The organism is Rhodococcus sp. NPDC060090, assembly GCF_042729855.1.
Lineage (GTDB): Bacteria > Actinomycetota > Actinomycetes > Mycobacteriales > Mycobacteriaceae > Rhodococcus.
In genome coordinates, this window is sequence record NZ_JBHWXB010000002.1 from 130,154 (window position 1) to 149,977 (window position 19,824).

20 protein-coding genes are annotated in these 19,824 nt (G+C 64.4%); 10 read left to right on the forward strand and 10 right to left on the reverse strand.

Translation table 11 applies throughout. The features are described from left to right. Positions 1-43: 43 nt before the first annotated feature. On the reverse strand, positions 44-1,684 hold the full coding sequence (locus tag ACFWCF_RS02990) for an ABC-F family ATP-binding cassette domain-containing protein (protein WP_378556986.1): 1,641 nt from the start codon (positions 1,682-1,684) through the stop codon (positions 44-46). Between the two features lie 449 nt (positions 1,685-2,133). Here ACFWCF_RS02990 and ACFWCF_RS02995 point away from each other — a divergent pair, with 449 nt between their 5' ends. Both ACFWCF_RS02995 and ygiD read left to right on the forward strand, forming a co-directional pair. Beyond that, on the forward strand, positions 2,134-2,982 hold the full coding sequence (locus ACFWCF_RS02995; protein ID WP_378489999.1) for an alpha/beta hydrolase: 849 nt from the start codon (positions 2,134-2,136) through the stop codon (positions 2,980-2,982). Positions 2,983-3,004: 22 nt separating this feature from the next. Further along, entirely contained in the window at positions 3,005-3,850 is an 846-nt protein-coding gene (ygiD, locus tag ACFWCF_RS03000) for a 4,5-DOPA dioxygenase extradiol (RefSeq protein WP_378490135.1), read from the forward strand. Between the two features lie 44 nt (positions 3,851-3,894). On the opposite strand, the gene ACFWCF_RS03005 is transcribed toward ygiD, so the two are convergent. The 5 genes from ACFWCF_RS03005 to catA form a co-directional block, all read right to left on the reverse strand. Continuing rightward, a complete protein-coding gene (locus ACFWCF_RS03005; RefSeq protein ID WP_378490000.1) occupies positions 3,895-4,878 on the reverse strand; it encodes an alpha/beta hydrolase in 984 nt (327 codons plus the stop codon). A gap of 87 nt (positions 4,879-4,965) precedes the next feature. After that, the gene (locus ACFWCF_RS03010; RefSeq protein WP_378556989.1) at positions 4,966-6,102 is read right to left on the reverse strand and encodes an alkaline phosphatase family protein; all 1,137 of its coding nucleotides are present in this window, start codon (positions 6,100-6,102) and stop codon (positions 4,966-4,968) included. A 198-nt stretch (positions 6,103-6,300) separates the two neighbouring features. Next, the gene (gene catC / locus ACFWCF_RS03015) at positions 6,301-6,582 is read right to left on the reverse strand and encodes a muconolactone Delta-isomerase (protein ID WP_378490002.1); all 282 of its coding nucleotides are present in this window, start codon (positions 6,580-6,582) and stop codon (positions 6,301-6,303) included. A gap of 49 nt (positions 6,583-6,631) precedes the next feature. After that, on the reverse strand, positions 6,632-7,759 hold the full coding sequence (locus ACFWCF_RS03020; protein WP_378490003.1) for a muconate/chloromuconate family cycloisomerase: 1,128 nt from the start codon (positions 7,757-7,759) through the stop codon (positions 6,632-6,634). Between the two features lie 112 nt (positions 7,760-7,871). Further along, positions 7,872-8,723: a catechol 1,2-dioxygenase gene (catA, locus tag ACFWCF_RS03025; protein ID WP_378490004.1), complete on the reverse strand. Its 852-nt coding sequence runs from the start codon at positions 8,721-8,723 to the stop codon at positions 7,872-7,874. A 206-nt stretch (positions 8,724-8,929) separates the two neighbouring features. On the opposite strand from catA, the gene ACFWCF_RS03030 reads away from it, so the two are divergent. Next, on the forward strand, positions 8,930-9,727 hold the full coding sequence (locus ACFWCF_RS03030; RefSeq protein ID WP_378490005.1) for an IclR family transcriptional regulator C-terminal domain-containing protein: 798 nt from the start codon (positions 8,930-8,932) through the stop codon (positions 9,725-9,727). 19 nt (positions 9,728-9,746) lie between these two features. Here the strand turns inward: ACFWCF_RS03030 and ACFWCF_RS03035 are convergent, their stop codons facing one another. Next, complete coding sequence (locus ACFWCF_RS03035) at positions 9,747-10,682, reverse strand: AraC family transcriptional regulator (RefSeq protein WP_378556992.1); 936 nt, start codon at positions 10,680-10,682, stop codon at positions 9,747-9,749. 201 nt (positions 10,683-10,883) lie between these two features. Between ACFWCF_RS03035 and ACFWCF_RS03040 the strand changes: the two genes are divergently transcribed. From ACFWCF_RS03040 to ACFWCF_RS03050, 3 genes are all read left to right on the forward strand, one after another. Next, positions 10,884-11,447, forward strand: coding sequence for a flavin reductase family protein (locus ACFWCF_RS03040; protein WP_378556995.1), 564 nt, complete (start codon positions 10,884-10,886; stop codon positions 11,445-11,447). Positions 11,448-11,495: 48 nt separating this feature from the next. Beyond that, entirely contained in the window at positions 11,496-13,106 is a 1,611-nt protein-coding gene (locus ACFWCF_RS03045; protein WP_378556998.1) for a 4-hydroxyphenylacetate 3-hydroxylase family protein, read from the forward strand. Between the two features lie 85 nt (positions 13,107-13,191). Next, positions 13,192-13,674 carry a hypothetical protein gene (locus ACFWCF_RS03050; RefSeq protein WP_378557000.1) on the forward strand — a complete coding sequence of 161 codons (483 nt, stop codon included), beginning with the start codon at positions 13,192-13,194 and terminating at the stop codon, positions 13,672-13,674. Between the two features lie 6 nt (positions 13,675-13,680). On the opposite strand, the gene ACFWCF_RS03055 is transcribed toward ACFWCF_RS03050, so the two are convergent. The 3 genes from ACFWCF_RS03055 to ACFWCF_RS03065 form a co-directional block, all read right to left on the reverse strand. Further along, the gene (locus ACFWCF_RS03055; protein ID WP_378557003.1) at positions 13,681-13,941 is read right to left on the reverse strand and encodes a Txe/YoeB family addiction module toxin; all 261 of its coding nucleotides are present in this window, start codon (positions 13,939-13,941) and stop codon (positions 13,681-13,683) included. A 2-nt stretch (positions 13,942-13,943) separates the two neighbouring features. Beyond that, positions 13,944-14,204, reverse strand: a complete 261-nt coding sequence (locus ACFWCF_RS03060) for a type II toxin-antitoxin system Phd/YefM family antitoxin (RefSeq protein WP_169689486.1) — start codon at positions 14,202-14,204, stop codon at positions 13,944-13,946. 122 nt (positions 14,205-14,326) lie between these two features. Continuing rightward, on the reverse strand, positions 14,327-15,322 hold the full coding sequence (locus ACFWCF_RS03065; RefSeq protein WP_378557697.1) for an AraC family transcriptional regulator: 996 nt from the start codon (positions 15,320-15,322) through the stop codon (positions 14,327-14,329). 95 nt (positions 15,323-15,417) lie between these two features. On the opposite strand from ACFWCF_RS03065, the gene ACFWCF_RS03070 reads away from it, so the two are divergent. From ACFWCF_RS03070 to benB, 4 genes are all read left to right on the forward strand, one after another. Beyond that, a complete protein-coding gene (locus tag ACFWCF_RS03070; RefSeq protein ID WP_378557007.1) occupies positions 15,418-16,629 on the forward strand; it encodes a cytochrome P450 in 1,212 nt (403 codons plus the stop codon). Between the two features lies 1 nt (position 16,630). After that, on the forward strand, positions 16,631-17,623 hold the full coding sequence (locus tag ACFWCF_RS03075) for an FAD-binding oxidoreductase (RefSeq protein ID WP_378557010.1): 993 nt from the start codon (positions 16,631-16,633) through the stop codon (positions 17,621-17,623). Between the two features lie 303 nt (positions 17,624-17,926). After that, positions 17,927-19,306: a benzoate 1,2-dioxygenase large subunit gene (gene benA / locus ACFWCF_RS03080; RefSeq protein WP_378557013.1), complete on the forward strand. Its 1,380-nt coding sequence runs from the start codon at positions 17,927-17,929 to the stop codon at positions 19,304-19,306. A gap of 14 nt (positions 19,307-19,320) precedes the next feature. Further along, positions 19,321-19,824, forward strand: a complete 504-nt coding sequence (gene benB / locus ACFWCF_RS03085; protein ID WP_378557016.1) for a benzoate 1,2-dioxygenase small subunit — start codon at positions 19,321-19,323, stop codon at positions 19,822-19,824.

Genomic DNA, 19,824 nt, shown 5'->3' on the forward strand with positions numbered 1-19,824 from the left:
GTCGAACCCGGAATAGCGGATTCCGGGCTCGACTCCACACCGTTCACGGGAGCGCCAAGGTCGGCCACTCAGCGATGTCGCGTCGCAGTTGCCGGTCGTGTGTCGCGAGCACCACCACCGCGTCGGTTGCCCCGAGTGCCTCGGTCAACTCGTCCACGAGCGTGATCGACAGATGGTTGGTCGGCTCGTCGAGAAGCAGGACATGCGGGCGGGACGCGAGTACCAGCGCCAGATCGAGCCTGCGCTGCTGCCCCATCGACAGATCTCGAACTCGTTGGTCGAGATCATGATCGGTGAACAGACCCAGATCTTCGAGTGTCACCGATTCCCCCTCCGGCACAACGCCGGAGGACGCGAGCACTCCCACGTGCCTGTCGTACGCCTCGCGCACACGTACCCCCGAGGGCGCGGGTGACTCCTGCGCGAGCCGTCCCACCCGCACGAGCTCCGCGATATCCACATCGCCGGAGGTGGGCTCCAGTTCACCTGCCAGCACAGCGAGGAACGACGACTTTCCGGCACCGTTGGGCCCGGTGACCGCAAGCCTCGCGCCCGCGCCGAGCGAGAGGGACACCGGTGCGATGAGCCGACCCGACACCTCGACATCCGCCGCTCGGATCAACGGCGCATCGGGATCGATCCCGTCCAATGCGACACCGAGCGCAGGCATCGAGAACCGCAGGGGTGGTGGTGGAGTGGTCACCGCATGCTCGTCGAGTGCTTCCTGTCGCCGGTGCACCGACTGCACGAGCGCCGGTGCGCGAGTCGCGCGCTGGTGCTTGCCGGTGCCCTTGCCCGGCCGCCACCCCGTGACGAGCCGGTCTTGCGCCGCCTCCAGATCGACGGCGAGACGCGCATGCTCGGCCTGCTGTCGCGCGTATTGATCGACCCATCGATCATATTCGGCGACACGACCTTTGCGATATCCGGCGTACCCTCCGCCGTACAGGCGAGGGCGACCGTCCACGCTGGGATCCAAATCGAGGATCGACGTCGCGACATCCGTGAGGAGCGCCCGATCGTGGCTGACGAGCACGACACCGCTGCGGGTCTGCTGCAGCCGTTCGGTGAGATATTCGAGCCCCGACGCATCCAGGTGGTTGGTCGGCTCGTCGAGGAGCAGGAAATCGTGCTCTGCACCGAGCAGCGCAGCCAGCCGGACGCGATAGCGCTGCCCCACCGACATCTCTGCGAGCAAACATGATCGGTCGGTGACCGCACCCAGCGCCTCGAGTGCGGTATCGACGCGCCGGTCGGCGTCCCACGCATCGAGTTGTTCGGCTGCATCCAGGGCGTCGGCATACGCATCCGCAGCACCGGGCTGTTCCTCGGCGAGAGCCTCTGTTGCCTCGTCGAGCAGGCGCAACGCCTCACGGACATGGACGAGTTCGATGTCGATGAGATCGCCGACCGTGCGACTCTCGGTGACTGCCATTTCCTGCTCGGCAACACCGAGCGACCCGAAGCACCGCACCGTGCCCTGATCGGGTTCGAGCCGGCCCGCCAGCACATCGATCAGCGTCGTCTTACCGCGACCGTTGTCGCCGACGACTCCGAGCCGGGATCCGGGCGTCACGGCAAGGTCGACGCCCTGCAGCACGGGACGACCACCGCGTGCGATGTGCACGTCGATCGCGCCGAGTTGCGCCCGAGCTCGTTGGGGCAGGGTCATAGTGATGGACATTCTTCCTCCGAATGGAGGCGCGTCGTCCACGAATGGTGGAGGACTGCGCTTCTGACGAACAGCCGGATGAACGGCCTCTGGACACACGTCGGCCCCCGCCCGGCTACATCACGGGTTGCGGGGCCGGTGTCGTCAGTGGAAAAGAAGCGCTTGAATCACGTCGTCCAGGATACCGACGCCCCGGACGACGTCAATCGATTTGTTCACGGCGTCATGCGGACGCCTTGGAGCGCAGCGGTGAACCGCTCCTCGTAGGCCGCAGCGAGTCCGCCGAGTGCCGCACCGCAGTCGCCTTCGAAGGCCGGCGCATGCATCGGCGCGAGGGTGCGCGGTTGCAGGTCCGCGAGTGCGCGAATGCTCCTCGGGTCTCTTCCAGTCCACAAGCCCGCAGCGTGTCCTCGTGCAAGGATGCGGAGGACAGCAGGTCGACTACCCGGCAGGAGACGCCCATGCAGCACACCGAATCCTCGTTCAGCGGGGGCAACGACACTCGGATCGTGTACGACCTGTGGTCGCCCGACAACGCCGAGCTCGTCGGGGTGCTCGTGCTGTCACACGGGCTCGGCGAGCACGCGCGCCGCTACGACCACGTCGCTGAGCGCCTGACCGAGCTGGGATTGGTCGTGTTCGCACCCGACCATCGCGGTCACGGCCGTTCCGGCGGCAAGCGGCTGCACGCCCGCGCGATGTCGGAGTTCACCGACGACCTCGACGCCCTTTTCGATATCGCAACGCAGGCCTACCCCGGCCTGCCGGTGTTCCTGCTCGGGCATTCGATGGGCGGGGCCATCGCCCTGGCGTATGCACTCGACCACCAGGATCGTCTGACCGCGCTCGCGCTGTCCGGACCAGCGGTGGTCGTTACGTCCGGCACTCCGGGCATCGTCGTGGAGATCGGCAAGATAATCGGCCGCATCCTCCCGGACGTGCCGGTGCAGAAGCTCGACAGCAACGCCGTGTCGCGCGATCCTGCGGTCGTCGCGGCGTACCAGGCCGATCCGCTCGTGCATCACGGGTTGGTTCCGGCGGGGATCGCACGGGTATTGATCGACAACGAGCAGAGTGTGGCGTCGCGGCTGCCGTCCCTGACACTGCCGGTGCTGGTCCAGCACGGCACTGCGGACACTCTCGCAGACCCGGCCGGTTCACAACTGATCGCCGACCGTGCCGGCTCGGAAGATCTGACATTGAAGCTGTACGACGGGCTGTTCCACGAAGTGTTCAACGAGCCCGAGAACGACCGGGTACTGGGCGATCTCGTGGAATGGTTGCGCCCCCGCATCTCCCCTGAAAGGTGAGTGATATTCCATGACGACACGCATGCCTGTCGCGTTCATCGGCCACGGCAGTCCCCTCAATGCACTCGAATCGAACCGGTACACGCAGTCGTGGGCCGCATTCGGCCAATCGGTGTCTGTTCCCCGCGCGATCCTGTCGATCTCGGCGCACTGGTTCATCAATGCCACCGCGGTCACCGCGATGCCGTCGCCGCGCACGATCCACGACTTCTTCGGGTTCCCGCAGGAATTGTTCGACGTCGAGTATCCGGCACCCGGTCTCCCCGAACTGACCGAGGAGATCGCCGATCTTGCCCGACCGAAATGGGTGGGCGGCGATGTCGATTCGTGGGGAATCGACCACGGTACGTGGTCTGTGCTCACCCACATGTTCCCCGATGCGAACGTGCCGGTGGTGCAGTTGAGCCTCAACGCGTACAAGCCCCTCGAGTATCACGTCGAGCTCGGCGCTTCGCTCACCGCACTGCGGGATTCCGGCGTGCTGATCGTCGGCAGCGGCAACATCGTGCACAACCTGCGCAGCATGGACCCGTCGAAGCCGAGTGAAGGGTTCGACTGGGCCCAGCGTTTCGACGAGACCGCCGGCGAACTCCTACGTGACCGGCCCGGCGACGCACCCGCATTGCAGGAACATCCCGATTTCGCGAAAGCCGTTCCGACACCGGACCATTTTCTGCCGATGCTGCATTTCGCGGGCTTGCTCGCTGCATCCGGAGAGCAGCCCGACACTCTCGTCGGCGGGGTCGACTACGGATCGTTGTCGATGACCTCCTATACGGCGGGTGCGCAGTGCCCGCCCGGTGTCGAGAACGGCGACCGCGGTGCGGGCCTTCCCGATTCGACGGATCCGTTGAACACGAACCTGTAGTGGATCAAGCGGCCCTGTCGTACATCAAGCAGCACAGTAGTACATCAAGCGGCACGGTCGTCGTCGACTGCGACGACGGCACGCCGCGCGAACCGGGTGCTCAACCCGATGAGTTCCATCGCCTCGGGCAGGGCTCGGGCGAGGACCGGCCACGCGTGGATCTGCTCGCGCCACAGGTGCGTTTCCACCGTCTTACTCGCATCGGTGAGTCGCTCGGTCATGTCCTCGACGTCGGGTCGGGTCAGCTCGAATTCGGCTGCACACAGGAACATCGGAGGGAAGAGCGCCGGGTCGGCGTCGACCGGGTTCATCTCGCCCTCGATCGCTTCCTGCCCCGCCAGCCAGCGCGGTCGCAACTTTTCGAGGGCCTCGATCGGCAAATAGGCATCCTTCTTCATGTACTCGAGGTCGTGGCCGGAGTCGTCGAGGTCCAGACTCAGCAGCGGCGAGTAACCGATGACAGCGGCCGGTCGCTGGATGCCGCGCCTCGCCGCGATCTCGGCGACCTTGACGGCAAGATATCCACCGGCCGAGTCACCGCCCACGATGATCCGGGTGGGATCGACGGCCGTCTCGAGCAGTGCTGTGTACGCATTCATCGCGTCGTGGACCGATCCCGCGATCGGAACGACGGGGACCTGCCGATAATCCATCGAATACACGGGTGCACCCGAGTCGAGCGCAAGTTGCACGCACAGCTGACGGTGCGTCGAGGGCCCGCAGAAGATGAAGCCGCCGCCGTGGAAATACAGGATGGTGGCGTCTTCGAGCGGGTCGTCGACGGGTTTGGGCGAGATGATGCACTCGCCGGGCACCCCACCGAGATCGGTGTCGACGATCTGGACCGATCGCGGTCTGGGCGTGACCTTGTCGACCACCCAGGAGAGACGACCGAGGAGGCCGATCCCGAAGTCGTTGCTCGGCCAGATGCTCAGGATCGGCTTGACGAGGATCCGGACGACCCAGAGCAGGATCAACGCGATCCGACTCGTCCGATCGTGCCAGGTCACAGAAGCACTCGAGCTCATGTGCACACACTATGCGACAAATTCGGGCGCAGGTACGCGACATTGCACACGTCACGACCCCCTTTGCGGCTCACCACACTTGGCCTGTCACTGGAGATGCAGAAGTGGCACGAGTAGTTCATCATCGGTAAGCGCACCGTGTTGCCCGGGCAATTCCGACATCACACGCTCGCCGTCGGTGCGGATCACGGACGACTCTCCCCGACCGATGGCGACGATGTCGCCGATCCGGCCGACGAGCGACGGCGTAGGGTCGGGGCCGAACAGACCGGCGGTGAGCACGTCGTCGCGGGTGCCGACCCACATGTCGTCGCCGAGTTCGTTCCGCCAGCGTTCGAGCACCGCGCCGACGCTGCCGGTGTAGACGTGCCTGCAGCGCGGTTCACCGGCGATGACGCTCACCCCCTCACCGAGCCCGGGAGTGTGGTCGAAGTCGACGCGGCGCCCGCGCGAGGCGTCGACCATGCCGTGATCTGCGGTGACGAGCAGGCGGGCGTCGCGGGGAAGCGCTCCGGAGAGTTGCTCGACGAACCGGTCGACGATGGTGAGTTGCGCGAGCCACGCATCCGATTCGGGCCCGTACACGTGGCCGAGCGTGTCGACCTCGCCCAGATAGCAATAGACGAGACTGCGTTCGTCGGCGCCGATCGCCGACACCACGCGGGCGAGCAGGTCACCGTATGCGGAAACCCCGACGAACGCGCCGCCGCGGAGAACTGCGCGGGTGAGGCCACTGCCGTCGAAGAGTTTCGGCACCACGGTGGTGACAGCGACGCCTGCATCACTGCCTCGTTCGAATGCCGTCGGATGCGGCTGTACGTCCTCGGGAACGAAGTCGTCCCGTTTGTCTATGGAAGTGCCCGCGAGGGTCCAGCGCAGCCAGTTGACGGGTGCTTCGATCTCGTCGACGTACGACTGGTAGCCGGTGATGCCGTGGCGGCCCGACGGGAGGCCGGTGCCGAGCGACGCGATGCTCACCGCGGTGGTGGTGGGGAACCCGGCGCGAATCGAGTATCCGGGGGCGGAGGTGAGGAACGGTGCGGCCTTCTGGTTCCGTTGCAGTAGTTCCCACCCCATACCGTCGACGAGCAGGACTACGGTCCGGGAGCACTCGGCAAGTTCGAGGCGGTTCATCTCGCCGGCAACACCCGCGGAGGCGAGTACCGACGGCAGGAGGTCGGCGAGGGTGGGCTCGGCGTACACGTCGCGAAGCGGCAGGCTCATACCCCGAGTATGGCCCCGACCGCCGCGCTCTGTCCGCACCCGCACAGATTCTCGTCGTGATTGTCCTCGCGAGAACACCACCCGCTGCTGTCACGATCGAGCGTGCAGTTATTGTCGGTTTCAGTGAAGAAACACGTCAAGAACTGCACACTCGAAAGGATCTCGCGACGAACAAGCGGCGCGAATTGTGGGAGGCGACTACTTGACGTCCGACCCGTGCTTCGTCAGCGCCATGACCTCGATGTCCATGTACGGGAACAGCGGCAGATTGAACAGGATCTCGTGCAGCTCATCGGCCGAGTCCACGTCGAAGATAGAGATGTTGCTGTACTTTCCGACGATGCGCCAAATCTCGGGCCACTTTCCCGACCGTTGGAGTTCCTGGCTGTAGGCCTTCTCCTTGGCGAGCGTCTCGGCGCGCACTTCGGGGTCGAGGTCGCGCGGAATATTGACATCCATCCGAACGTGGAACAGTGCCATGGGGTTTCTCCTTCGAATCCAATGTGACTCTGACAAAAGGGGTGCGACGTCAGTCGCGTGCGTACTTCTTCACGACATCCATGTCGAGCTCGACGCCGAGGCCGGGGCCCTCGGGGAGATGTACCTGTCCTTCGGAGTATTCGAGCGGCTTCTTCAGTAACTCGACCGCGAACAGCTGCGGGCCGAACAGCTCGGTGCCGTAGTTGATTCCGGGCTCGGAGCACGCGAAGTGAATGGACGCGGCGGTGCCGATGGGGCCTTCGATGGACGTCGCGCCGTGGCAGCGCAACCCGGCAGCCTTCGCGACCGCAACTACTTCCTTGCTCCGCTGCAGGCCACCGCATTTCGTGGTCTTGAGGGCAATGACGTCGGCCGCGGCGAGCTTGGCGACCTCGTACGCGTCGTGCGGGGTCTGGACGGATTCGTCGGCCATCACCGGCGCGGAGACACGGCGGTTGATCTCGGCGAGGACGTCGAGCTGGTCGGCCGGGGTGGGCTGCTCGATGAGTTCGACACCGCCGTCGACGAGTTGCGGAACCTGACGCAGTGCGGTGAAGCGATCCCAGCGGGCATTGACGTCGATGCTGAATCCGACCTTGCCGTCGAACGCTTCCACGATCTTCACGACACGCTCGGTGTCGACAACGGGATCGAGGGCACCCATCTTGAGCTTGAAGGAGAAGTTGAGGCGCTGCTCCATCTTGTGGGTGACCTCGTCGACGATCTCCTCGAGAGGTGCCGCGCCGAGCGCCCAGCGCACGTCGACTCCAGTACGGAAAGCACCGCCGAGCAGCGACGCGACCGGGATACCGAGGCTGCGACCCCACGCGTCGTGCATGGCCACGTCGACCGCGGCCTTCGCGAAACGTGCATTCGCGACGATCCGTTCGATGTCGAGCATGACGCCGCTGATCTCGTCGACACCGCGACCGATGATGTACGGGCCGATGTAACGATCGACGATCTGCTTCATCGTTTCGACGGATTCGCCTCCCCACCACGGGCCTCCGGGCACGACGCCTTCGCCGTAGCCGGTGACTCCGCCGGCGGTGGTGACGGCGACGAACAGGATCGGCTGCACTTCCGAGGTCGTGGTCGCGAACTTGTGCGGACGAATCAGGGGTACGTCGACGATCGTCGATTCGACGGAGACGATCGCCAGATCGGGGTCGGACATCTTCGGTCAGCTCACAATCAGTTCTGGGTGTGACGGTCGATACGGCGCAGGTGCACTCGCGGCGAATGCCGGCGCCCCCTGCGGGACACCGGCATTCGAGGTCAGATGTGGATCACGCTTCGGGATCGAGGGCGAAGTTGTACGTCACCTCTGCGATGCCGTCGGCGTTCGTCTCCGGATCCAGGATCAGCTCCGGCTTGGTCGCGGTCGCGACATCGTTCTCGACCCATTCGCCACCCTGGAAGTAGAGCTGAGTGGTGACGGCACGCTTGCCCGGGGCCGACACCAGCAGGTGCAGGTGGGCGGGACGCCACGGGTGACCGCCGTAGGACTTGATGAACCAACCGGTCGGGCCGTCGTTCGGAATCTGGTACGGCGCCGGCTTGAGCGTGGTGATCTCGTAGTTGCCGTCTTCGTCGACCTCGATGGTGCCGCGCAGGTTCCACTCCGGGATATCGGGGGCGAACTGCGAGTAGAAGCCGTCCTCGTCCGCGTGCCACAGTTCCACGGTGGCACCGGGGATGCCGTTGCCTTCGAGGTCGGTCACCTTGCCCTTGAAGATCAGCGGAGGCGCAACCTTGTCCTTCTCACGCATCGGCATGGTGCACTTCGACGGCAGCTTCGGGGCGTTCGGCACGTAGTACGGGCCTTCGATGGATCCCTTGGTTCCGGTGAAGTGCTTGCGGTTGTAATGCACTTCCTCGACCTCGTGCTCGAGGAAGACGTCCAGCCACAGCGGCCACTCGCCGTACTCGCCGACGTCGATCATCCACTGCTTGAGCACCCGGTACTCGTCGTACGTCACCTCGTGCTTGTGGACGATGCCGGCGAGAGCCTCGAGCACGTCCTTGTAGATCGCGGCCGCACGCTCGACGGACGTGTCGGACGTGGCCCGCTCGGACTTGAACTTGTCGGTGGCGGCGTTGCCGGAACCGTGAGCGGTGGGGTTCTCGGTGGTGGTCATGGACTCTCCTCGTCGGGGCTGAGAACGGTGTGGAAAGCAGGTAGCAAAAGCACTGGTCCGGTCGGTTCCGGGGCTGCGGACTGACCGAAAGTACGCTGTGCGTACTTGTGGATCGCTGTGCGTACACCACATACTGTGCGTGTTGTCACATCGCTTGTCAACACCGAATAGGGCAACATCGACAAGTCCCGCAGGTAGGAGATGCAATGCCGAGCACCGGCCTAGGCAACAACCGGAGTAACGACCGCGACTTCGTTCAGAGCATCGAACGCGGATTTGCGGTATTGCATGCCTTCGACGACAAGGATCCGAAACCGACGTTGGCCGAAGTTGCAACCAAGACCGACCTGTCACGGCCGGCAGTGCGTCGAATCCTGCTGACGCTGCAGCGCCTAGGTTACGTCACTTCGACCGGAACGCGCTGGTCACTGACTCCGCGCGTCCTGAGCATAGGGCAGCACTACACGGCTTCGCACACCCTCGTGGATTCTGCCCTGCCCAAATTGGTGGAGATCGCCGACCACACACACGAATCGGCGTCGCTTGGTGTGCTCGACGGGACCGAAGTCGTGTACGCGGCACGCGTACCGGTGCGACGGATCATGAGCATCAACGTCTCGGTCGGCACCCGCGTACCCGCATATGCAACCTCGATGGGTCGTGCCCTGCTCGCCTGGTCACCACGCGAACAGGTCGACGCCGTGATCGCGGAGACCCGATTCGAGAAACTCACCCCCACCACCATCGACAACGCCGACGCATTCCGCGTCGAACTCGCGGAGGTGCGCAGCCAGGGTTACGCCATGGCCTCTGCGGAGCTCGAGGAGGGATTGATCTCGATCGCAGCACCCGTATTCGATCCTGCGGGTCGCGCGGTCGGCGTGCTCGCATGTTCGACCTCGACGGGACGGCACACCCTCGACTCGTTCCGCGACCTGTGCGCGAAGCGCGTGATGGAGTGCGCGGAAACCTTGAGCGCCGAACTCGGATATCGACACCGCTGAACATCGCAGATACGCAGGATCAGGCGCGCAGCGTCGCCGACGGCGCTTCTCCGTACTTGCGCTTGTAGGCGGCCGAAAATCGGCCGGTGTGTGTGATTCCCCATTTCAGCGCCACATCGGTCACCGACAGATTCCCACCGTTTCCGGCAGAGAGTTCCTCGTGGATGCGCGACAACCGCAGGTCGAGCAGGTAGTCGCGAGGGCAGACACCGAGGTACTCCCGGAATCCCTCCTGCAGACGACGCACGCTCACCCCGGCGACCTCGGCCATGTCCGCCGACGTCCACGGCAGTGACGGATCGTCGTGCACTCGGTCGAGGACCCGCTTGATGATCCGAGGCCGCGCACCTCCCGTCGGGTCAGCGTCGTCGGGCATCACCGCGAGAATGAACGACGAGGTCAGGGCACCGGAGAGTTGATCGGCGACCAACGGATTACCCCAGAGCGACTCATCGGACTTGAGCTGCTCGATGATCGAACGCAGCAACGACATCCAACTCTGCCCCGCGTCGGTCGACAGGTCGACCTGAGGGGGAAGGCGCAGGTCGGGGCGCCCGAGGATACGGGCCATCTCCCGGTGCAGGTAGTCGCGCTCGAGCTTGACCCCGACGATCTCGCAGTCGCCACTCCACCGACGGATCGTCGCGTCGATGTCCGGCTCGAACACGGTTGCCTGCCCCACCCCGGACTCGGTCTCGACGCCACTGGCGATCGACTCGATCGTGCCCGACAAGGGAATGTTCACGGCATAGGCGCCCGGGTGCGAACTGTGCACCGACGCCTCGGCACCCCAGCCGATCCGGGCCAACCGGATCGGCCCCAAAGGCAATGTGCGCAGGTTCAGGCGAGGTTCGACCTTCTCGAGGGGAGTGAGGTCATGCGAGAAGTACGCATGCGACACCACCTCTTCCACCTCGTCCCAGTCGGACGGGTGTCGAGTCGAATCCTCTGCCATTCTGTGATCCACCCTCGTCTTTTCGGATACCGGGGACCTTGATTCCAGTGTGATCAGGGACACGTCCCCTGGCAAACAAGGACTTTATACCTACCCGCCGCGCTAGGTGGATAGTGACCGCGCCCACTGGATCGCGCATCCCTCCCGGTGTCCATATGGTCTGTGTCACATCAGATCGAACCGGACAGGGAGGACGCAGACATGGAACAGCGAGACCTGCGAAACATCTTCGGACAGTTCGCAAGTGGCGTCACTGTCATCACCTGCGCCAACCGGGACGGCGAACCGCACGGCGCCACCGTCACCGCGTTCACCGCAGTGTCGCTCGAGCCCCGGCTGTGCCAGGTCACCTTGACCCGCACCTCGAAAGCGTGCGGATTCCTGTCGGACGCACCGTTCGCCGTGAACGTCCTCGCCTACGACCAGGTCGACACCGCGATGCACTTCGCGGGCAGGCCGCAGTCGCCCGAGCCGACCTGGGAGGACGGCCCCACCGCCCCGGTCCTCGCCGGCACCGCCGCGACGATCTCGTGCATCCCGTGGCGCGAATACGACGGCGGTGACCACGTCATCTACATCGGAGAGATCGTCGATGCCTCCAGCCGTGACATCGACCCCCTCCTCTTCTTCCGCAGCACCTTCCACGACCTCGGCGCCCCCAGCGCATCCGCCGCGTGGAACGGCTCGATGGACGACCCACACAGCGGCTGGTTCGACGCCCAGACCAAGTTCACCCCACTTCACCTGGCCACATCCCCGGCCTGACACCACTGACACAGCGAATCCCTGCCCCACCGGACTAGGAGAAATTCCATGACCACCACCGAACCGCGCCCCGACACTCTCGACCGGTCCAAGGTCAACGTCGCCGCAGAGTGCGAAGCGAACCAGACGAAGAATTTCGCGACCCGCCCCATGACCGGCGACGAGTACATCGCCTCGATCGACGACGGCCGCGAGATCTTCCTGCACGGCGAGAAGGTCAAGGATTTCACGAACCACCCGGCGTTCCGCAACTCCATCCGGATGACCGCGCGCCTCTACGACGCGCTGCACACCGGTGAGCACGTCGACGCGCTCACCACACCGACCGACACCGGCAACGGCGGCGTCACGATGCCGTTCTTCCGCACCCCGAAATCCTCGGCCGACCTGGTCAAGGACCGCGATGCCATCGCCACCTGGGCACGCCTGACCTACGGCTGGATGGGCCGCTCCCCCGATTACAAAGCCTCCTTCCTCGGCACACTCGGCGCAAACGACGAGTTCTACAACCCGTTCCAGGACAACGCGAAGCGCTGGTACCGGGAATCGCAGGAGAAGGTCCTGTACTGGAACCATGCGATCATCAACCCGCCTGTCGACCGCCAGCTGCCGCCGGACCAGGTCGGCGACGTCTTCATGAAGGTGGAGAAGGAGACCGACGCCGGCCTCATCGTCTCCGGTGCGAAGGTCGTCGCGACCGGCTCGGCCATCACCAACTACAACTTCATCGCTCACTACGGTCTGCCGATCAAGAAGAAGGAATTCGCGCTGATCTGCACGGTGCCGATGGACGCACCCGGCATCAAGCTGATCTCCCGCGCCTCCTACTCGGAAAACGCCAACATCGTCGGCTCGCCGTTCGACTACCCGCTGTCGAGCCGGATGGACGAGAACGACGCCATCTTCATCTTCGACAAGGTCCTCGTCCCGTGGGAGAACGTCTTCATGTACGGGGACGTCGAGAAGATCAACCAGTTCCTGCCTGGTTCCGGCTTCCTCCAGCGCTTCACGCTGCAGGGCTGCACCCGCCTCGCTGTGAAGCTCGACTTCATCGCCGGCCTGCTCATGAAGGCGCTCGACGCCACCGGCGCCGGCGGATTCCGAGGAGTTCAGACGCGCGTCGGTGAGGTCATCGGCTGGCGCAACCTGTTCTGGTCGCTGAGCGACTCGATGGTCAAAAACCCCGAACCGTGGATCGGCGACACCGTCATCCCGAAGCTCGAATACGGCCTGACGTACCGAATGTTCGCGATGCAGGGCTACCCGCGCATCAAGGAGATCATCGAGCAGGACGTCGCCTCGGGCCTGATCTACCTACCGTCGTCTGCCGCCGACTTCAAGAACCCCGACGTACGCCCCTACCTGGACAAGTACGTTCGCGGCTCCGACGGAATCCAGGCCGTCGACCGGGTCAAGGTCATGAAGGCACTGTGGGATTCGATCGGATCCGAGTTCGGTGGCCGCCACGAGCTCTACGAGCGGAACTACGCCGGCAACCACGAGAACGTCAAGGCCGAACTGCTGTTCGCCGCCGAGACCCGCGGTGACGTGGCCTCCATGAAGGGCTTCGCGGAGCGGTTCATGAGCGAGTACGACCTCGACGGTTGGACCGTGCCCGATCTCGTCGGCAACTCGGACGTCTCGGCGTTCTACAAGTAGAACCCCAACTACCGCGCGCGGGCGGACGACCCCCCCTCCCGCCTGCGCGCGGTTCCCACCACCCTCACGCGAAGGAGCGTCCGAGATGTCCGCCGCCTCGAATTCCGGTGCCCCTGCCCCCATTCCGGAGTTCGACGCCGTGATCCTCGGGCGCTCCTTCGCATCCCAGCGCGCAGCGGTCCGCCTCCGCGACGACCTGCATCTGTCCGTCCGCGAGTTGGTCAACGCAACCGCCGCCACGTACGACGACATCAACAATCGCTGGGAGATCCACGTCGGACGGTTCGTCATCGCCCGCGCCAAGTTCGTGATCGACGGCGACGGGAAGATCCACCTTCTGGGTCGTGAGGCCACCGACATCGATTCGGCTGCCGTGACGGCGCACGGATTCCCCAACCTGTTTCGCCCAGCAGGCACCGATTCCGTCGGCTACACCGTGGCGTGCATCGAGTACATGCGCACACACGGCCACGACTACGTCGAGCGGCGGTTGCGGACACCTGTCGCCGATGACGACTATCCCGAGTTGTCCTTCGACCGCCCGACCCCAGCCATGTGGATCGGATAGAACGTGTCAGCGCCCGTAGTGATACCGGCACGCCGCAATACGCACCTCGGTGTCGGTGACCTTGTAGACAAGACGGTGTTCGTCGGTGATTCGCCTGGACCAGTACCCGGCGAAGTCGTGCTTCAGCGGCTCCGGTTTGCCGATGCCGGCGTTCCCGTTTCGTAGGATGTCCTGCACAAGAGAGTTGATGCGCTTCAACACCTTACGGTCCTGAGTCTGCCACCAGAGGTAGTCCTCCCAGGCGTTGACATCCCACACCAACCGCATCGTCAGTCGTCACCGTCGATCAGCTCGTGCGGCTGACCCTCTCCGGCTTCGAGTCGCTCCATCGCGTCGAGCAGGCGTCGCGCATTTGCCGGTGAACGCATCAGGTAGGCGGTCTCGCGAAGCGACTCGAAATCCGCCAGCGACACGATCACCACGGGCTCGTGGCCCGATCGGGTGATCACGATTTCCTCGCGGTCATTCACCACCGAATCCAGAACTTCGGCGTAACGAGCACGGGACTCGCTGTAACTCATGGTCCTCATGACAACCTCCTACCTGTACGGAAAATTGTACGTCCTATTGGACATCGCAGCAATGACCACGACACATCGGCACCGATTCCGCCGAGACGTCCGCGATCGGCTCGGATGACGCAGTCCTGCCGTCAGGAGTCGCGCAACGCTTGACTCGGCGTCATCCCGTACCGCTTCTTGAACGCCGCCGCGAATCGGGCGGGGCTGCTGAAACCCCACCGGAACGCGACGTCGGTCACCGTGACGCCGGAGCCACCGGCCGCGAGTTCTGCGTGCGCGCGATCCAATCTGATGTCGAGCAAGGTCGCGGACGGGCTGCTTCCCACGTAGTCGGCGAACGTCTCCTGCATACGCCGCACGCTGGTGCCGGCGATCTCCGCCATGTCTGCAGCGGTCCATGGGCGTGACGGGTCGTCGTGCAACGCGTCGAGGACCCGCCGGACCATCCCCGGCCTCGGCGCCGGAGCTGCCTCTTCGGACGGGGGAGACACCGCCAGCACGAACGCGGTGGTGACGGCACCCGCAATCTGCTGCGACACAAGGGGGTTGGTGAGCGTGTCTGCACCTTCGAGCTGATCCGACAACGAGGCAACCAGGCGGCGCCAGTCACCGGCCGCCCCGGTGAGGTCGATCTGGTTGGGCAGCACGAGCCGGGACCGCAGCGGTGCACCCAGAATCCGGTCGGCCTCGCGTTCGAGGTGGTCGCGATCGAATTTGACACCTAATACGGAACACGTTGCATCCCAACGTGTGATCCGATTCGGTGTGTCAGCGCTGAACACCGAGGCCTGACCCGGACCGGAGACGACCGCACCGCCGTCGCCCCGAGATTCGAGAACGCCCGCGAGCGGGATGTTGATCTCGTACGACCCGGGATATTCGCACTCGATGGCCACATCGACACCCCAGGTGATCCTGCCGATCGTCACAGGACCGAAATCCACCGACGACAGCTGCAACTCGGGTCGATCGGTACCGGAGAGAACGGTCAATTCGTGCGGGAAATACACGTCGGCGACCACCCGGGAGGCGTCCTCCCAGTCCTCGAACTCTGCCACCTTCTCACCTCCCGACTCCCGCTCGGCGACATTTCCGCGCGATGCGTATCGACTCCGCGCAATCGGCATAGAACTCTGAGTGACCTGGATCATATGGTCCTCATCACAGCGTACGGAAGGCCCCCGCGAGACAGGGCCCACGACCCACCCCGAGGAGCATCCCGATGACGAGCACTCTCTCCTGGATCGAAGACATCACCATGACCGAACTCGAACGCAACCCGTACCCGGTCTACGAGCGCCTGCGGGCCGAAGCACCCATCGCATTCGTGCCTGTGCTGGGAGCATTCGTCGCGTCGACAACGGAAGCGTGCCGCACGATCGCGAACAGTGACGACTTCGAAGGGATCATCACCCCGGCCGGTGGCCGCACATTCGGGCATCCGGCGATCATCGGTGCCAACGGCGATATCCACAAGGATCTGCGGTCGATGGTCGAGCCGGCGCTGCAGCCGAGCGAAGTGGACCGGTGGGTCGAGAATCTCGTCCGACCGATCGCCCGCCGCTACCTCGAAGCGTTCGACGCCACCAGTAGGGCCGACCTGGTCACGCAGTACTGCGAGCCACTGAGCGTCCGGGCCCTCGGAGACCTCCTCGGTCTGAAAGACGTCGGCTCGGACACACTTCGCGAATGGTTCCACAAGCTGTCCGACTCGTTCACGAACGCCGCAGTCGATGCCGACGGCAACTTCACCGACCAGAAACGATTCGACGAGGGTGACGCCGCCAAGGCCGAGATCCAGTCGATCGTCGATCCGCTGATCGACCATTGGATCGAGCATCCGGACGACAGCGCCATCTCGCATTGGCTGCACGACGGCATGCCCGAGGGGAAGACCCGCGACCGCGATTACATCTACCCGACGCTCTACGTGTTCCTCCTCGGCGCCATGCAGGAACCGGGGCATGCCATGTCGTCGACACTGGCCGGCCTGTTCACTCGCCCCGAGCAGTTCGAGGCCGTCGTCGACGAACCCGATCTGATCCCCCGTGCCATCGCCGAGGGAATGCGCTGGACCTCGCCGATCTGGTCGGGAACCGCCCGAATCGCCAAGCGCGACACCATGGTCTCCGGAACAGAGGTCGCCGAAGGGTCGGTCGTCATCCTCTCCTACGGATCGGCCAACCACGACACCGACACGTTCGAAGCCCCCACCGAGTACGACATGACGCGACCGCCGCTACCCCACCTCGCGTTCGGCACCGGCAACCACGCCTGCGCGGGCATCTACTTCGCGAACCATGTCTGCCGTATCGGGCTCGAAGAACTGCTCGAAACCATCCCCAATCTCGAACGTGACACGAGCGAGGACGTCGAGTTCTGGGGCTGGGGCTTCCGCGGTCCCACCTCGCTGCACGCAACCTGGGAGGTCTGACATGTCGTACACCGTCACTACCGGCGCCACATCGGTCGACTGCGGCCCCGATCAACCCCTTCTGGACGCGTTCCTGCGCAGCGGCGTGTGGATGCCCAACTCGTGCAATCAGGGAACGTGCGGCACGTGCAAGATCAAGGTTCGTTCGGGTTCGATCGACCACCGGACTTCGCCCGAGAACACACTCCCTCAGCACGAACGCGTCGCAGGATTCGCACTGGCCTGCCAGGCCACGCCCTGCAGCGATACCACGATCGACCCACCGATCGCAGAGGAACTCACGTCCACGCACGTGTTGCACGACTTCGTCGCCACGGTCTCCGAGGTGCGCGATATCGCCGCAGACACACGACGCGTGCTGCTGACCCTCGACGAACCCCTCACGTTCTCCGCGGGGCAGTACGTCGATGTCACCGTGCCGAAGACCTCGACGAAACGCCAGTACTCCCTCGCCAACCCGCCGACGGAACCGAAACTGCTCGAACTGCACGTGCGACGGCAGCCCGGCGGAGTGGCCTCCGAGTGGCTGTTCGGATCGATCGAGGTGGGTGATCGAATCGAAATGACCGGCCCATACGGCGATTTCACCTTCGACGAGGAGAGCACCGGACCGATGGCGCTGCTCGGCGGCGGCACCGGTCTCGCACCGCTCAAGGGCATCGTCCGTCATGCGCTCGCGCTGGATCCGGATCGGGAAATCTTGCTGTACTACGGCGTGCGCACCTGCGCCGACGTGTACGACGCCGACTTCTTCCGTGAACTCGAGAGCAGGCATTCCGGATTCCGATACGTCACGTGCGTGAGCCGTGAGAACGGTGGCGACCGGGAGGGCTACGTGACCGACGCCTTCGTGGAGGACGTCGCCTCGGCGAAGGAGTTCACCGGCTACATCTGCGGGTCGGAGAAGTTCGTGGAAGCCTCGGTGAAGTCGTTCAAGCGGCGTCGGATGTCGCCGCGTCGGATCCGGCGCGAGAAGTTCACCGCCGCCGGCTAGGGTCCCGCTCGCCGAATGGCCGAATGTCACCCTCATGCAGCTCGAGTGCATGAAGGTGGCATTCGGCCGTTCAGGGCTGCCCAGAGCCCTTCGGCCCTCGAGCCTCGGGTCCTAGGTATCACTAGGCATTTACCCGGTGTGACCGCAAACACAGCCTGTCAGGGTAGTAGTAATGCCGGACACTGCCCGTCCGAACCCCACCGGACACGGCATGTCTCCGAGTCCCGCACGACAGCCCGTCCGGGACTTCCTCGGACAGCAGTCCTGTTCGTCCCGGGAACTACGCGACACTGGAGGATCCCCATGACCGACACCGTGGAACACGTGCGCAACAACCTCGAGGGCGCCCTCGTCGAAGACCCCGCAACCGGGCGCTACCAGGTCCGCCGCGACGTCTTCACCGACGAAGAGATCTTCGAGCTCGAGATGAAGCACATCTTCGAGGGCAACTGGGTGTACCTCGCGCACGAGAGTCAGGTGCCGAATGTCGGGGACTACTTCACCACCAACATCGGTCGTCAGCCCGTCGTCATCAGCCGCGACAAGGAGGGCGAACTGCACGCCCTGATCAACGCGTGCAGCCACCGGGGCGCGATGCTGTGCCGCCGTAAGACGGACAACCGCACGACGTTCACGTGCCCCTTCCACGGCTGGACGTTCCGCAACAACGGCAAGCTGCTCAAGGTCAAGGACCCGCGCGACGCCGGCTACCCCGAGCAGTTCAACACCGACGGCAGCCACGATCTGACGAAGGTCGCCCGGTTCGAGAGCTACCGGGGGTTCCTGTTCGGTTCGCTCAACCCCGACGTCAAATCGCTGGAAGAGCACTTGGGCGACACCACGAAGATGATCGACATGCTCGTCGACCAGTCCCCCGAGGGTCTCGAGGTGCTGCGTGGGTCGTCCACCTACACCTACGACGGAAACTGGAAGCTGCAGGCGGAGAACGGCGCCGACGGCTACCACGTGTCGGCGACCCACTGGAACTACGCCGCCACCACCGCACGCCGCGGCGCCGGTGAGTCCGCCAACGAGACCAAGGCGATGGACGCGGGCACCTGGGGCAAGCAGGGCGGCGGCTACTACTCGTTCGACCACGGACACCTGTTGCTGTGGATGTGGTGGGGCAACCCCGAGGACCGCCCGCTCTACCCGCGCAAGGACGAACTCGCGAAGGAGCACGGCGAGAAGAAGGCCGAGTTCATGGTGGGCGCGTCGCGCAACCTGTGCCTGTACCCGAACGTGTACATCATGGACCAGTTCTCGTCGCAGATCCGGCACCTGCGGCCGATCTCGGTCGACAAGACCGAGGTGACGATCTACTGCATCGCCCCGAAGGGCGAAAGCGCCGAGGCTCGCGCCAACCGCATCCGCCAGTACGAGGACTTCTTCAACGCCACCGGCATGGCGACCCCCGACGACCTCGAAGAGTTCCGGTCCTGCCAGAAGACGTACATGGCGACGACCGCACCGTGGAACGACATGAGCCGCGGCGCCACCCACGTGCTCACCGGACCGGATCAGGTCGCGAAAGATCTTGGTATGAACGATGTCCTGTCCAGCGGCGTGAAAACCGAAGACGAGGGCCTCTACCCGATCCAGCACAGCTACTGGCTCGAGACGATGCGCAAGGCCGTCGACACAGAGCTGGCAGCCGAGTCCGCCGAGACCACCGCGCGCTGAGAGGAACCGGAACAATGACTACTGCAACAGAATTGACGCAGACCGACATCGAACAGTTCCTCTACAAGGAAGCGCGGCTGCTCGACGACCGCGAGTTCGAGAAGTGGCTCGAGTGCTACCACCCCGAAGCCGAGTACTGGATGCCCGCCTGGGACGACGACGGACGGATCACCGAGGATCCGCAGTCCGAGATCTCGCTGATCTACTACCCCAACCGGGGCGGGCTGGAAGACCGCGTGTTCCGCATCCGCACCGACCGCTCGTCGTCGACGTCGCTGCCCGAACCGCGCACCGGCCACAACATCACCAACGTCGAGATCCTCGAGCGTCGCGGCACCGAGATCGACTTGCGCCACAACTGGTTCTCGCTGTACTTCCGGTACAACACGACGGACACCTACTTCGGCACGACGTTCCTCACCCTCGATGTCTCGGGTGATCAGCCGGTGATCACGAAGAAGAAGATCATCCTGAAGAACGACTACATCCACCACATCGTCGACGTCTACGTCGTCTAG

Coding starts and splice junctions, on each gene's coding strand:
- ygiD (WP_378490135.1), top strand. CDS start 3,005: ATGCCTGTCGCGTTCATCGGCCACGGCAGTCCCCTCAATGCACTCGAA.
- ACFWCF_RS03030 (WP_378490005.1), top strand. CDS start 8,930: ATGCCGAGCACCGGCCTAGGCAACAACCGGAGTAACGACCGCGACTTC.
- ACFWCF_RS03075 (WP_378557010.1), top strand. CDS start 16,631: ATGTCGTACACCGTCACTACCGGCGCCACATCGGTCGACTGCGGCCCC.
- ACFWCF_RS03010 (WP_378556989.1), bottom strand. CDS start 6,102: ATGAGCCTGCCGCTTCGCGACGTGTACGCCGAGCCCACCCTCGCCGAC.
- ACFWCF_RS03005 (WP_378490000.1), bottom strand. CDS start 4,878: ATGAGCTCGAGTGCTTCTGTGACCTGGCACGATCGGACGAGTCGGATC.
- catC (WP_378490002.1), bottom strand. CDS start 6,582: ATGGCACTGTTCCACGTTCGGATGGATGTCAATATTCCGCGCGACCTC.
- ACFWCF_RS03035 (WP_378556992.1), bottom strand. CDS start 10,682: ATGGCAGAGGATTCGACTCGACACCCGTCCGACTGGGACGAGGTGGAA.
- ACFWCF_RS03045 (WP_378556998.1), top strand. CDS start 11,496: ATGACCACCACCGAACCGCGCCCCGACACTCTCGACCGGTCCAAGGTC.
- benA (WP_378557013.1), top strand. CDS start 17,927: ATGACCGACACCGTGGAACACGTGCGCAACAACCTCGAGGGCGCCCTC.
- ACFWCF_RS03060 (WP_169689486.1), bottom strand. CDS start 14,204: ATGAGGACCATGAGTTACAGCGAGTCCCGTGCTCGTTACGCCGAAGTT.
- benB (WP_378557016.1), top strand. CDS start 19,321: ATGACTACTGCAACAGAATTGACGCAGACCGACATCGAACAGTTCCTC.
- ACFWCF_RS03050 (WP_378557000.1), top strand. CDS start 13,192: ATGTCCGCCGCCTCGAATTCCGGTGCCCCTGCCCCCATTCCGGAGTTC.
- ACFWCF_RS03065 (WP_378557697.1), bottom strand. CDS start 15,322: ATGCCGATTGCGCGGAGTCGATACGCATCGCGCGGAAATGTCGCCGAG.
- ACFWCF_RS02995 (WP_378489999.1), top strand. CDS start 2,134: ATGCAGCACACCGAATCCTCGTTCAGCGGGGGCAACGACACTCGGATC.
- ACFWCF_RS03055 (WP_378557003.1), bottom strand. CDS start 13,941: ATGCGGTTGGTGTGGGATGTCAACGCCTGGGAGGACTACCTCTGGTGG.
- ACFWCF_RS03070 (WP_378557007.1), top strand. CDS start 15,418: ATGACGAGCACTCTCTCCTGGATCGAAGACATCACCATGACCGAACTC.
- catA (WP_378490004.1), bottom strand. CDS start 8,723: ATGACCACCACCGAGAACCCCACCGCTCACGGTTCCGGCAACGCCGCC.
- ACFWCF_RS02990 (WP_378556986.1), bottom strand. CDS start 1,684: ATGTCCATCACTATGACCCTGCCCCAACGAGCTCGGGCGCAACTCGGC.
- ACFWCF_RS03020 (WP_378490003.1), bottom strand. CDS start 7,759: ATGTCCGACCCCGATCTGGCGATCGTCTCCGTCGAATCGACGATCGTC.
- ACFWCF_RS03040 (WP_378556995.1), top strand. CDS start 10,884: ATGGAACAGCGAGACCTGCGAAACATCTTCGGACAGTTCGCAAGTGGC.